This is a genomic window from Streptomyces capparidis (genome assembly GCF_054782095.1).
In genome coordinates this window covers 169,907-182,984 of sequence record NZ_BAAGTD010000011.1, presented here as the reverse complement: position 1 = coordinate 182,984, position 13,078 = coordinate 169,907, and the positions used below count along the sequence as shown (strand labels likewise).

The following is a 13,078-nucleotide window of genomic DNA, read 5'->3' as shown; positions in this document are numbered from 1 at the left end:
TGACGGGGCGCCGCCCGCCGCCGCCCCGGCGCCCGCGCCGCCGCGGGCCCCGCGCCTGGTGCCCGGCCGCAGCCCGTCCAGGAAGGGCGTCGGCCGGCGCCCGCCGCGCCCGCCGGGTGAGCGCGCCACGGCCCAGGACAGCGTCAGGTGCTCGCGGGCCCGGGTGACGCCCACGTACAGCAGCCGCCGCTCCTCCTCCACCTGCTCGTCGGTTCTGGCGTAGGCGATGGGGAGCATGCCCTCGGTGAGGCCGACGAGGAACACCGCGTCCCACTCCAGGCCCTTGGCCGCGTGCAGGGAGGCCAGGGTGACGCCCTCCACCGCGGGGGCGTGCTGGGCGGCGGCGCGCTCGTCGAGCTCGGCGACGAAGTCGGCCAGGTCCGCCTCGGGGCGGGCCGCGGCCAGTTCCTCGGCCAGCCGCACCAGCGCGGCCAGGGACTCCCAGCGGTCCCGTGCCGCGCCGGAGCCCGCGGGCGGCCGCGTGGTCCAGCCGCGGGTGCCCAGCACCGCCCGCACCTGGGCGGGAAGCCCTTCGGCCGCCGCCAGCTCCCGGTCCGCCGCTCCCGCCCGGGCGGCCCCGCGCAGCAGCATCCCGGCCTCGCGCACCTCGGGCCGCTCGAAGAACCGCTCGGCGCCGCGCAACTGGTAGGGGATGCCGTGGTCGGCCAGGGCCTGCTCGTAGCCCTCGGACTGGCCGTTGGTGCGGAAGAGCACCGCGATCTCGCCGGCCCGCACCCCCCGGTCCAGCAGCGCCCGGATCCGCCGCGCGGTGCCCTCGGCCTCGGCGGGCTCGTCCGGGTACTCCAGGAACGCCGGCTCGGGTCCCGGCGGGCGCTGCGAGACCAGCTCCAGGCGGTGCCGGGCGGCGGCCCCGCCCGCCTGGGCGAGCAGTCCGTTGGCCAGGTGGACCACCTGCGGGCTGGAGCGGTAGTCGCGCACCAGCCGCACCACGGTGGCACCGGGGTGCCGGGTGCGGAAGTCCAGCAGGTAGTGCGGGGTGGCGCCGGTGAAGGAGTAGATGGTCTGGCTGGCGTCCCCGACCACGCACAGGCTGTCCCGGCCGCCGAGCCACAGGTCGAGCAGCCGCTGCTGGAGCGGGCTGACGTCCTGGTACTCGTCCACCACGAAGTGCTGGTACTGGGCGCGGACGGCGTCGGCCACGTCGCCCCGCTCCTCCAGCACGGCCACGGTGAGCAGCAGCACGTCCTCGAAGTCGATCACGCCGCGCTCGCGCTTGCCCTCCTCGTAGGCGGCGTACACGGCGGCGATCTCGGCCGCGTCCCGCGGCGCCTGTCTGCCGTGCTTCAGCACGGCCGCCGGGTAGTCCTCGGGGACGGTCTGGGTGACCTTGGCCCACTCGATCTCGGCGGTGACGTCCCGCAGCTCGGTGCGGTCCAGGCGGACGCGGCAGCGGGCGGCGGCCTCGGCGACGAGCTGCGCCTTGCGCTCCAGCAGGCGCGGCATGGCGCCGCCGACCGCGCGCGGCCAGAAGTACTGGAGCTGCCGCAGGGCGGCGCTGTGGAAGGTGCGGGCCTGGACGCCGCCCGCGCCCAGTTGCCGCAGCCGTCCGCGCATCTCGCCCGCGGCGCGGGCGGTGAAGGTGACCGCGAGCACGCTCGCGGGCGTCCACACGCCCGCGTGCACCCCGTAGGCGATGCGGTGGGTGATGGCCCGAGTCTTGCCCGTCCCGGCTCCGGCGAGCACGCAGACGGGGCCGCGCAGGGCCGTGGCGACCTCGCGCTGCTCGGGGTCGAGGCCGTCGAGCACCGCGTCCGCCGTGGGGGGTGGGAACAGAGGTGGTGCGGTCACGCGGACCATGCTCTCAGGTCGGGCGGGACGGGCGGGAAAGTTGTCCACAGGCTTGGTGTGATGGTCCTACCGGGGGTGGGGCGGGGCTGTCCTCGGGCTGTGCCGGGCTGTCATCGGGCTGCGCCGGGCCGTGACGGTCCGCACGGAGTCGGTTCGCGCAGGAATGCCTCCGGCACTCTCCGGCGTTCACCGCTTGGATTCCGTTCAGGGATCAACCGTTGACGCGATGGTGAAGGAGCGGGACGACCGATGACGGGCACCGTGACGATGTACAGCACCACCTGGTGCGGCTACTGCCGGCGGCTGAAGAGCCAGATGGAGCGGGAGGGGATCGGCTACACCGAGATCAACATCGAGCAGGACCCGAAGTCGGCGGAGTTCGTCGAGACCGTCAACGGCGGCAACCAGACGGTGCCGACGGTCGTGGTGACGCCGGCCGGCGGCGGTGCGGCGGTCACGATGACGAACCCCTCGCTCGCTCAGGTCAAGCAGGCGCTCGGCGCCTGAGGCCCGGCCCCCGCCTCCGGCGGGGGCCGGTTCGCGTGGGGGTGGGGGGGCGTTCCTCCGGAGCCCAGGGGGCTCCGCCCCCTGGACCCCCGCCGGGGCTCCGCCCCGGGCCCCGGAGGTGGATTCCGCCCGGGGCCGGGGCACGCGCGTGGGCGCGTCCCTCCGGGGCCGCGCCCCCGGAGGCAGGGTCGGGACTGCGCCCCGGGGCGCAGTCCCGGTGCGCTCGGGGCGCCCCGCCGGGCCGCGCCCCGGTGGCGGGGCTGCGTGGGGACGGGGTGTGTCCACGAGGGACACGGCGGGCCGTCCCCCGGAAGCGGGGCCGCGTCCCGGGGTCCCGCGGGTGACGGGGCGGGTTCGGCCGGGCGTCATGGGCGGGGCAGCGGGCCCCCGTACCACAGCTCCACCAGTCTGCGGGCGATGGACATCTCGTTGGGCGGGATCACCTCGCCGGAGGAGACGGCCTCGGCCAGTTCGCGGCGGGTGAACCAGCGGGCCTCGGCCATCTCCTCGCCGTCGACCTGGATGTCGGTGCTCAGGGCGCGGGCGAGGAAGCCCAGCATGAGGCTGGACGGGAACGGGTGGGGCTGGCTGCCCTGGTAGGAGACCTCGCCGACGCGCACCCCGGCCTCCTCGGCCACCTCGCGGCGCACGGCCTGCTCCAGGGACTCCCCCGGCTCGACGAACCCGGCGAGGGTGGAGAAGCGGCCGCGGGGCCACAGCGCGTGGTTGCCCAGCAGGCAGCGGTCGTCGGCGTCCACCACCAGCATGATCACGGCCGGGTCGGTGCGCGGGTAGTGCTCGGCGCCGCAGGCAGGGCAGCGCCGCACGTGCCCGGCCGAGGCTAGCTGCGTCGGCTGTCCGCAGCGGGCGCAGAAGCGGTGCATGCGGTGCCAGTTGTCCAGCGCCACCGCGTTCACCATCAGGCCCGAGTCGCGGTCGTCGAGCAGCAGCGCGACCTCCCGCAGCCCGGCGGGCCTGGCGGCGTCGTCCATCCGCCCGGGCAGGGTCGCCACCGAGAGGCCGAAGTAGGCGGTGCCCGCCCCGTCCACGCCCAGGAAGTAGCGTTCCGTGCCCTCGGGGGCCTCGAACGACGGCAGCAGGACCAAGCGCGCGCCCTTGCCGTCGGCGGCGTCGGCGTCCACCACCAGCGCCTTGCCCTCGCAGACCGGCAGCACCCGGGTGCCGGGGTGGCTCCACGCCGCGGCCAGCCACGCCTCGTCGGTGCGGCGGTCGGCGGCCCGGTCCACCGCGGTGCGGGCCAGCGGCAGCACCGGCTGGCTGAGGGCCAGCCCCTTCCCGCCCTCGTTGACGGGCGCGGCCCCCGGGGCGCCCGGGCTCAGGCCCGCCGCGTTCGAGGCGTCCTCGGCACGTTCCGTACAGGTCACAGTGGTCCCACTCGCGTCATTCGTCACCCAGCCGTCCCAGCCGTCGTTCGTGCGCTCCCGCTCCGCGCGGGCCGCCAGTGCGCCGCCAGATCGCCCCACAGGTACGCGGCGGCCTCCGCCCCCTTCAGCAGCAGGCCGGTCTCCACCTTCTCATTCACCGAGTGCCAGCCGTCGGACGGCACCGAGATCCCGAGGAACAGCACCGGCGCGTCCAGCACGTCCCGCAGGTCGGCCGCGGGGCCGGAGCCGCCCTCGCGGGTGTAGCGCACCTTCGTGCCGAACGCGCGGGCCATGGAGCGGGTCACGGCCCGGAGCGCCGGGTGGTCCAGCGGCGTCAGGCAGGGCCTGGTCGCGCCCCAGAAGGTGATCTCGTGCCGGATGCCCTCGGGCAGCAGCGCCGCCACCCACTCGGTGAAGCGGCGCCGCACGGCGCGCTCGTCCTGGCCCTCGACCAGCCGGAACGACAGCTTCACCTGGGTGTGCGCCGGGATGATCGTCTTCCCGCCGGGGCCGCCGTAGCCGCCGTGGATGCCGTTGACCTCGGCGGTGGGCCTGGCCCAGATCCGCTCCAGCGTGGTGTGGCCCGCCTCGCCGAGGGTGCCGTGCGAGTGCGCGGCGCGCAGCCACTCCTTCTCGTCGAAGGGCAGCTCGGCGAAGAGCTCGCGCTCGTGGTCGGTGAGCTCCACCACGCCGTCGTAGAAGCCGGGGACGGTGACGCGGCGCCGCTCGTCGTGGAGGGCGGCGACGAGCCGGGCCGCCTCGGTGGCGGGGTTGGGCACGGCGCCGCCGAACGAGCCGGAGTGGATGTCCCGGTCCGGGCCGTACAGGTCCACCTGGCAGTCGGTCAGGCCCCGCATGCCGGTGCACACCGTCGGGGTGTCCTCGCTCCACATGCCGGTGTCGGAGACCAGCACCGCGTCGCAGGCCAGCCGGGCCGCGTGGCGGCGCAGCAGCTCGGCGAAGTGCGGGGAGCCGGACTCCTCCTCGCCCTCCACCAGGACCTTCAGGTTCACCGCGGGGGCGGTGCGGCCGGTCGCGGCCAGGTGGGCGCGCAGGCCCAGGGCGTGCAGCAGCACCTGGCCCTTGTCGTCGGCGGCGCCGCGCGCGTACAGCCGCCCGTCGCGCAGCACGGGGTCGAACGGGTCGCTGTCCCAGCCGTCCTCGCGGGCCGCGGGCTGCACGTCGTGGTGCCCGTAGACCAGCACCGTGGGCGCGCCGGGGTCGCCGCTGGGCCACTCGGCGTAGACGGCGGGCAGCCCGTCGGTCTCCCAGACCTCGGCCGTGGGGAACCCGGTCGCGGCCAGCGCCGCGGCCAGCCACCGCGCGCTGCGCCGCACCTCGCCGGCCCGGTCGGGGTCCGCGGATACCGAGGGGATGCGCAGCCAGTCGGTCAGCTCGTCGAGGAAGGCGTCGCGGTGCCCGTCGAGGAAGGCGCGGACCGCGGTGTCCGGGGCAGTGCTCATGGAGGGCCAGCCTATCGGGCTATCCGGACAGCAGGCGCTCCAGCTCGGCGCGCCCGGGCAGGCGCGGCGGGCGCACCACCTCGCCGGTGCGCACGTACAGGAACGCCGCGGTGACCTCGTCGGGCGCGAGCCCCTGCTGCTCGGCCCAGGCCAGGCGGTAGACGGCGAGCTGGAGCGGGTCGGCGGCGATGCGGCCGGTCTTCCAGTCCACGATCTCGAAGCCGCCGTCGTCGCGCCGGTAGACGGCGTCGATCCGGCCGCGCACCCACCGCCCGGCCAGCGGCAACTGGAACGGCGCCTCGACGCGGTAGGGGGTGCGGGCGCCGTACGGGGTGCGCAGGAACGCCTCCTTCAGCCCGGCGAGGTCCTGCTCGTCGTCGATCTCGGCGTCCTCAAGGCCGGGCAGCTCGTCGGGCCCGATCAGCGGCAGCGGCTCGAACAGGGACTCCACCCAGGCGTGGAAGCGCGTGCCGCGGCGCGCGGCGGGCCGCGGGGGGCGCGGCATGGGGCGTGCGAGCTCCTTGGCGAAGCCGTCCGGGTCGGCGGCCAGCCGCATCAACTGGGACGCGGACAGGGCGGCGGGCAGCGGGACCTCGCGGGAGGAGGCGCGGGAGCGGCGCAGCTCGGCCGCGAGGACGTCCAGGTCGCGGTCCCAGGAGTCGGCCAGGCGCCGCTCCTCGGGGGCCAGGTCGGCGGGCGGCGGGCCGGGCTCGGCGGGGTCGCGCCCCAGCCGGTCGAGGACCCGGCGGGCCGCGTGGCGGCGGCGCTCGGTGGCCGCCGGGTCGAGCGGCAGCGGCCAGGGGTGGTCGGCGGTGCGGGCGAGGGAGGGGTTGGCCTCGTCGTCGGCGGGCTCCTCGGCCCAGTGCTCCACCTCGCCGAAGCCCGCCTCGCAGTGCTCGCGCAGGGCGTGCAGGAACGGCGAGGGGCCGCGCCTGCGCGTCTGGGTGGGCCCCCACCAGTGCCCGGAGCCCAGCAGCAGGGAGCGCGGCCGGGTGAACGTCACATAGCCCAGGCGCAGCTCCTCCACCGCCTGGTGGTCCTTCATGCCCGTCTCGAACGCCTTCAGGCCGCGCGCGGTCCACTCGGGGACGTCGGGCAGGGTCTCGGCGTCCCCGCGCAGCGGGTGCGGCAGCACGCTCGGGTCGCGGGTCCACAGGGCGCGCGGCTGCTCGCTGGGGAACGCCTTGGCGACCAGGCCGGGCACGGCGACGACGTCCCACTCCAGGCCCTTGGACTTGTGCGCGGTGAGCACTTTCACCGTGTCGCCACCGCCGGGCAGGGTGTTGTCCAGGCCCCGGTCGTAGCGGGCGGCGGTGCGCAGGAAGGCCAGGAACGCGGTGAGCGACGGGTCGCCGTCGAGGTCGGCGAAGGACGCGGCGATGTCGAGGAACGCGCCGAGGGTCTCCCGCCGCCTGGCCGCCAGGGCGTGCGGGGACGCCGAGAGCTCCACCTCGAGGCCGGTGACGGCCAGCACCCGGTGCAGCACGTCCATCAGCGGGTCGCCGAGGTGGCGGCGCAGGTCGCGGATCTCGGTGGCCAGGCGGGCGAAGCGCACCCGGGCCTCGGGGGAGAACGGCAGGTCGTCGCCCGGCCCGGCCCCGGGGTCGGCCACGAAGGTGTCCAGGGCGTCGGCGAGGGAGACCACCTCGGTGGGGTCCACCCCGGCGACGGCGTCGGCGAGTCGGTCCTCGCCCTCCCCCTCCAGGCCGGGCCGCAGCACCAGGCGGCGGGCGCGGCGGCCGAGCAGGGCCAGGTCCCGCGGCCCGATCCGCCAGCGCGGGCCGACCAGCAGCCGCACCAGCGCGGCGTTGGCCGTCGGGTCCTGGAGCACCTCGCAGGTGGCCACCAGGTCGGCGACCTCCGGCAGGTGCAGCAGCCCCGACAGGCCCACCACCTCCACCGGCACGTCCCGCTCCACCAGCGCGGCGTGGACGTCGGGGAAATCCCGGCCGCCCCGGCACAGCACGGCGATCCCGCCCGGCGGGGTGCCGGTGCGGACCAGGTGGGCGATGTGGTCGGCGAGCCAGGCGATCTCCTCGTCGTGGGTGCGCAGCAGCGCGCAGCGCACCGTGCCGTCCCGCTCGGCGCCGGGCGCGGGCCGCAGCGCCTCCACGCCCTCGTGCCGCTCGCGCAGCGGCTCGGCGAGCCGGTTGGCGAGCTGGAGCAGCCGCCCGCCGCTGCGCCGGTTCTCGCTGAGCGCGTGGCGGTCGGCGGGCCGCCCGTCGGCGTGCGGGAAGTGCCCGGGGAAGTCGTCGAGGTTGGCCACGGAGGCGCCGCGCCAGCCGTAGATGGCCTGGCAGGGGTCGCCGACGGCGGTGACGGGGTGGCCGGTGCCGCCGCCGAAGAGGTGGGAGAGCAGCAGCCGCTGGGCGACGGAGGTGTCCTGGTACTCGTCCAGCAGCACCACCTCGAAGGTCTCCCGCAGGATCCGCCCGACCTCGGGCCGCTCCATGGCGAGCCGGGCGGCCAGCGCGATCTGGTCGCCGAAGTCCAGCAGGTCGGCGGCGCGCTTGTCGGCGCGGTAGCGCTCCACCAGGGCGCTGAGCTCGGCGCGGGCGGCGGCGGTCCCGGGTATGCGGCGCAGGTGGTCGTTGGAGAGCCGGACGCCGTCGAGGGCGGCGAGCACCTCGGCGTCGTGGGCGCGCAGTCGCCCGGGCTCCACCAGGTGCTCGGCGAGCTCGCCGTCCAGCGCCAGCAGGTCGCTCACCAGCTCGGCCACGGACTTGGTCAGCGCCGGGTAGGGGCCGGGCGCGCGGCGCAGCACGCGGGCGGCGAGCTGGTAGCGGGTGGCGTCGGCGAGCAGGCGGGCGCTGGGCTCGACGCCGATCCGCAGGCCGTGCTCCTTCAGCAGCCGCCCGGCGAAGGCGTGGTAGGTGGAGATCACCGGCTCGCCCGGAGGCTCGGGCCCGTCGGCTCCCGGGACCGGCTCGGGGTCGGTGATCCCGGCCCTGGCCAGGGCGCGGCGCACCCGGTCGGCCAGCTCGCCCGCCGCCTTGTTGGTGAACGTCAGGCCCAGCACCTTCTCCGGCGCGGTCTGCCCGGTGCCGACCAGCCACACCACGCGCGCGGCCATCACCGTGGTCTTGCCGGACCCGGCGCCCGCGACGATCACCGCGGGGGCGGGCGGCGCGGTGATGGCGGCCGTCTGCTCCGCGGTGAACGGGATGCCGAGCAGTTGCTTGAGCTGCTCGGGGTCGGTCAGGCGGGTGGGCACCCGAGTGAGGGTATCCGGGGCGGCGGACATCCCCGCGCGCGCCGGGGACGGCGAAGGCCCCCTCGCCGAGGTGGGCGAGGGGGCCTTCGCGCGAAGCGCGGGCCCGGGATGAAGGAGCCTTCGCGCGAAGCGCGGGCCCGGGATGAAGGAGCCTTCGCGCGAAGCGCGGGCCCGGGACGGAGGGGCCCTCGCGCGGAGCGCGGGCCTCGGTCACGGGCGCCGTGCGCGGGAGCCTCAGGCGTTGCCGGAGTCCGCGCCCGCGCCGGCGCTGGCGCCCGCCTGGGCGGCCTGCTGGAGCTGGGCGTAGTCGAGCACCTCGCTGGCGGCGGGGGCCTTGATCTCCACCGGCTGGTCGTAGTCGGAGAAGGTGACCTCGGCGGCCTTGCCGTCGTCGGTGCCGGTCAGCTTCACCGGGTAGGGCTTGCCGACGGTCGAGACGTACATCGTCATCGGACCGTCCTCGTCCGACTCGTACTTGACCTCGACGACCGGGACGCCGTCGACGGTGGTGGTGGCGCCCTTGGTGGCCGAGTCGCGGGCGCTGCTGCCGTCCTCGCTCATGGAGCCGGTGAGCTCCTTGAGGTCGCACATCTGGGAGAAGTCCTCGGCGCCCTGGTCGGACGTCGTGGCCTTGATCCAGCGGTCGCCGACCAGCGCCTGGGCGGCGTCGGCGTCCTCGCCCGCGAACTGGCGCCAGAAGGCGCCGCTCATCTTGAGGTAGACGGTCTCGCTCTGCTTCATGAGCTGGACCTGGGCGCCGTCCTGGGCGACCTTGCCGTCGCAGTCGCCGGTGTCGTCCACGGCCATGTCCATGCGCATGCCGCCACCGGCCATGGTGCCGTTGATGCGCAGCGCGGTGGCGCCCTTGAACGCCGCCTCGGACTTGTCGAAGATCTCCTGGGCGGTGAGCTTCTCCACGCCGTTCGGCTCGGCCTTCGGCTCGGCGGGCGCGCTGGACTGGGTGAGGGGGTTGCTCGGGTCCTTCGGATCGTCACCGCCGTCGCTGCCACAGGCAGCCACGGTCAGCAGTGCGCAGGCCGCAGCGGCGGCGGCCAGTCCCCGTTTGATGCTCATACGTGCTTGTCTCCGTGCCTTGTGGTCGTCTCCCCACAGCACGACGCCGTACCCCGGTCGCCCGGTTGCGGAGTTCACCGCTCCGGTTTCGCCAGGGGCATGACCGCCGTCGCCGGGCGGAGCGCGCACTCTACCGTGGCTGGAACTTGACGTTCCAAGGGGGGATGTGAACGACCGCTCATTCGTTCATGGGCCCATTCGCTCATTCGATGAGCTGACGGCCCTCGGGGCGGGCGGTGCAGGCGCGCTGGAAGGCGCAGTGCCCGCAGTGGCCGCCCGTCTCGGGCACGAAGCGCTCGGCCAGCACCCGGCCCGCGGTACGGGCCAGCAGGTCCTCCACCCAGCCGTCGGGCGGCGGCTGCTGGAGCTGGACCAGCGGCAGCTCGCGGTCGACGCCGCGCCCGGTGGGGGCCTTGCGCAACTGGACGAGCTCGGCGCCGCCGGGGCGCGCGCCGCCGGCGTCGAGGCCCGGCAGGCCGTCCAGCGCGCCCTCGCGCACCGCGAGCTGGTAGACGGCGAGCTGCGCGTGGTGCTCGACCTCCCTGGCCGTGGGCGCCTTGCCCTTGCCGGTCTTGAAGTCCACCACGTAGGCCAGGCCCGCCTCGTCGCGCTCGACCCGGTCCATGCTGCCGCGCACCCGCACCCGCACGTCGCCGACCTCGATCGTCACGTCGAACGGGTGCTCGGTGGCGACGGGCTCCCGGCCGTCCCGCTCGGTGACGTGCCAGCGCAGGAAGCGCTCCAACGCCGCCCTGGCCTGCTCCTTCTCCTGGTGGGACTTCCACGGCGCGTCGAACGCCAGCGCGTCCCACACCGAGTCCAGGCGCTCCATCAGCACCCGCAGATCCGCCGGGGTGCGCCCCGAGCCCACCTCGTCGGCCAGCACGTGCACCACGTTGCCGAAGCCCTGCGCCCCGCTGGACGGCGTCTCCGCGCGCACCTCACTGGCCAGGAACCAGCGCAGCGAGCAGGTCTCCAACTGCTCCACCGCGCTCCCGGACAGCGGCACCGGCTGCCCCGGGTCGTGCAGCGGCGCCCGGGCGCGGGTGGGCTCGTACAGGCCCCACCAGCGCTCGGGGTGGGCGGACGGCACCAAGGGGTGGCCCTCGTCGTCGGTGAGCGCGGCCAGCTTGGCGAGCCGCTGCGCGGCGGCCTCGCGCAGCGCGGGGGACGCGGCCGGGTCCACGGCGGTGGCGCGCAGCTCCGCGACGAGCGCCGCCACCGACAGCGGGCGGCGCGGGCGGTGGCTGACGTCCACCGGCTCCACGCCCAGCTCGGTGAGGAACCGCGACGGCTGGTCGCCGTCCTCCGCCGGGGCCTTGACCGCGGTGACCACCAGGCGCTCCTTCGCCCGGGTCGCCGCCACGTAGAACAGGCGCCGCTCCTCGGCGAGCAGCGCGCCGGGGCTGAGCGGCTCGGCCAGGCCGTCCCGCCCGATGCGGTCGGCCTCCAGCAGCGAGCCGCGCCGCCGCAGGTCCGGCCACAGGCCCTCCTGCACCCCGGCGACCACGACCAGCCGCCACTGGAGGCCCTTGGCGCGGTGCGCGGTCAGCAGCCGCACCGCGTCCTGGCGCACGGCGCGGGTGGTGAGCGTGTCCGCGGCGATGTCCTGGGCCTGGAGCTCCTCCAGGAAGTTGACGGCGCCCCGGTGCCCGGCGCGCTCCTCGGCGCGCGCCGCGGTCTCGAACAGGGCGCACACCGCGTCCAGGTCGCGGTCGGCGTTGCGGCCCGCGGCGCCGCCGCGCAGCGCGGCCCGCTCCAGGCGCTGCGGCCACGGGGTGCCGCTCCACAGCTCCCACAGCGCCTGCTCCGCGGAGCCGCCGTTCGCCAGCAGCTCGCGCGCCGTGCGCAGCAGGGCGCCCAAGCGCTGCGCGCCCCGCGCGTACGCCGGGTCCATGGCCACCAGGCGCTCCGGCTCGGCCAGCGCCTCGGCTATCAGCTCGTCCGAGGGGCGCACCGTCGTCCGCCCCGCGGCCCGCTCCTCCTCGCGCAGCGCCCGGCCAAGGCGCCGCAGGTCGGTGGCGTCCATGCCGCCGAGCGGCGAGGTGAGCAGGGTCAGCGCGGTCTCGGTGTCCACCGTCCGCTCGGCGGCGGCGCGCAGCGCGAGCAGCAGGGGGGCGACGGCGGGCTCCTCGCGCAGCGGCAGGTCGTCGCCGTCGATCTCCAGCGGCACCCCGGCCGAGGTCAGCGCCCGGCGCACGCCGGGTATGGAGCGGGCGCCCGCGCGCACCAGCACCGCCATCTCGCCCCAGGGCACCCCGTCCTCCAGGTGGGCGCGGCGCAGGATGTCGGCGATGTTGTCCAGCTCGGCGCCGGGCGTGGGGAACGTCAGCACCTCCACCCGGCCGCCGTCCCGGGAGGGGATCAGCTCGCGGTGGGCGCGCACCTGCTCCGCGGGCAGCCGGGTGAGCGTCATGCGCCGGGCCACCGTGCGGGTGGCGGCCAGCAGCCCGGCCCCGGCGCGCCGGGAGACCCGCAGCACCGCCACGTCCGCGGGCGAGCCGTCCGCCTTGGGGAAGTCGTGCCGGAAGCCGAGGATGCCGCCGACGTCGGCGCCGCGGAACGCGTAGATCGACTGGTCCGGGTCGCCGAACACCACCAGCGTGCGCCCGGTGCCGCGCCGCCGGGTGCGCCCCGGGAGCGGCCCGGCGAGGGCGCGCAGCAGCCGCACCTGGGACGGGTCGGTGTCCTGGTACTCGTCCACGAACACCGCCTCGTACCGGCCCGCCAGCCACGCCGCGGTCGGCGGCTCCTCGGCGACCAGCACGGCGCGGTGCACCAGCTCGGCGTAGTCCAGCACCCCCTGGGCGTCCAGCACGTCGAGGTACTCGGCGAGGAACGCGGCGGCGGCCTGCCAGTCCGGGCGCCCGGTGCGCTCCGCGAACGAGCCCAGCGCCGCCGGGTCGAGCCCGAGCTCGCGGCTGCGGGCCAGCACCGCGCGCACCTCGTCGGCGAAGCCGCGCGTGGTCAGGCAGGCGCGCAGCTCGTCCGGCCAGCGCACGCCCGCGCGCCCGGCGCGCGCGTCCTCGGCCTCGCCCGCCAGCAGCTCCCGCACCACCACGTCCTGCTCGGGACCCGACAGCAGCCGCAGCGGGTAGCTGAACAGGCGCGGGTCCTGCCGGGCGCGCACCAGCGCGTAGCAGAAGGAGTGGAACGTGCTCGCCTGCGGCGTGACCGCCGTGCCCAGCCGCGCCGCCAGCCGGTCCCGCAGCTCGACCGCGGCCCGGCGGCTGAAGGTGAGCACCAGGATCCGCTCCGGGTCGGTGCCCCGCCGCACCCGCTCGGCCACCGCCTCCACCAGCGTGGTGGTCTTGCCCGTGCCAGGCCCCGCGAGCACCAGCAGCGGCCCCTCGCGGTGCTCGACCACGGCCCGCTGGGAGGCGTCGAGCCGCGGCGGGGGCGGCGGGACGGGCGGGGTGCGCAGCAGGCGGTACGGCGAGGCGTGGCCCGCGGCGGGAGGGTTCGCGGCGGGGGCGTTCGCGGCGCCGTCCCCGGCCGGGCCCGGCTGGGCCGGGACGGTCGGGGACGGGGAGGCGGGGGCGCGGGAAGTCACAGGGTCCGGGGTCTCGCTCGGGCTGGCTCGGGTGCTCGTACCGGTGCCGCTGGTGCGGCGGCGCCGCCCCGGG

The 13,078-nt window shown here is 76.5% G+C and carries 7 protein-coding genes; 1 reads left to right on the top strand and 6 read right to left on the bottom strand.

Going from position 1 to position 13,078, the window contains the following annotated elements; all coding sequences use genetic code 11:
* Nucleotides 1-1,818 (bottom strand): ATP-dependent helicase (locus ACYVO2_RS12230; RefSeq protein WP_461007727.1); only part of this gene is annotated, 1,818 nt, incomplete at its 3' end.
* A gap of 240 nt (nucleotides 1,819-2,058) precedes the next feature.
* Here ACYVO2_RS12230 and ACYVO2_RS12225 point away from each other — a divergent pair.
* Entirely contained in the window at nucleotides 2,059-2,316 is a 258-nt protein-coding gene (locus ACYVO2_RS12225) for a mycoredoxin (RefSeq protein WP_461007726.1), read from the top strand.
* 365 nt (nucleotides 2,317-2,681) lie between these two features.
* Here the strand turns inward: ACYVO2_RS12225 and nudC are convergent, their stop codons facing one another.
* The 5 genes from nudC to ACYVO2_RS12200 all read right to left on the bottom strand — a co-directional run bounded on the left by nudC (nucleotide 2,682) and on the right by ACYVO2_RS12200 (nucleotide 12,876).
* The gene (gene nudC, locus ACYVO2_RS12220; RefSeq protein WP_461007739.1) at nucleotides 2,682-3,605 is read right to left on the bottom strand and encodes an NAD(+) diphosphatase; all 924 of its coding nucleotides are present in this window, start codon (nucleotides 3,603-3,605) and stop codon (nucleotides 2,682-2,684) included.
* Between the two features lie 119 nt (nucleotides 3,606-3,724).
* Nucleotides 3,725-5,164 (bottom strand): M20/M25/M40 family metallo-hydrolase, encoded by a 1,440-nt coding sequence (locus tag ACYVO2_RS12215; RefSeq protein ID WP_461007725.1) that lies wholly within the window; start codon nucleotides 5,162-5,164, stop codon nucleotides 3,725-3,727.
* Between the two features lie 19 nt (nucleotides 5,165-5,183).
* Nucleotides 5,184-8,378 (bottom strand): UvrD-helicase domain-containing protein, encoded by a 3,195-nt coding sequence (locus ACYVO2_RS12210; RefSeq protein WP_461007724.1) that lies wholly within the window; start codon nucleotides 8,376-8,378, stop codon nucleotides 5,184-5,186.
* Nucleotides 8,379-8,612: 234 nt separating this feature from the next.
* Complete coding sequence (locus tag ACYVO2_RS12205; protein ID WP_461007723.1) at nucleotides 8,613-9,452, bottom strand: hypothetical protein; 840 nt, start codon at nucleotides 9,450-9,452, stop codon at nucleotides 8,613-8,615.
* A 202-nt stretch (nucleotides 9,453-9,654) separates the two neighbouring features.
* Complete coding sequence (locus ACYVO2_RS12200; RefSeq protein WP_461007738.1) at nucleotides 9,655-12,876, bottom strand: ATP-dependent helicase; 3,222 nt, start codon at nucleotides 12,874-12,876, stop codon at nucleotides 9,655-9,657.
* Between the last annotated feature and the right edge of the window lie 202 nt (nucleotides 12,877-13,078).

Excerpts from the sequence above, each read along its gene's own strand:
- ACYVO2_RS12215 (WP_461007725.1), bottom strand. The coding sequence starts at position 5,164 with ATGAGCACTGCCCCGGACACCGCGGTCCGCGCCTTCCTCGACGGGCAC.
- ACYVO2_RS12225 (WP_461007726.1), top strand. The coding sequence starts at position 2,059 with ATGACGGGCACCGTGACGATGTACAGCACCACCTGGTGCGGCTACTGC.
- ACYVO2_RS12205 (WP_461007723.1), bottom strand. The coding sequence starts at position 9,452 with ATGAGCATCAAACGGGGACTGGCCGCCGCCGCTGCGGCCTGCGCACTG.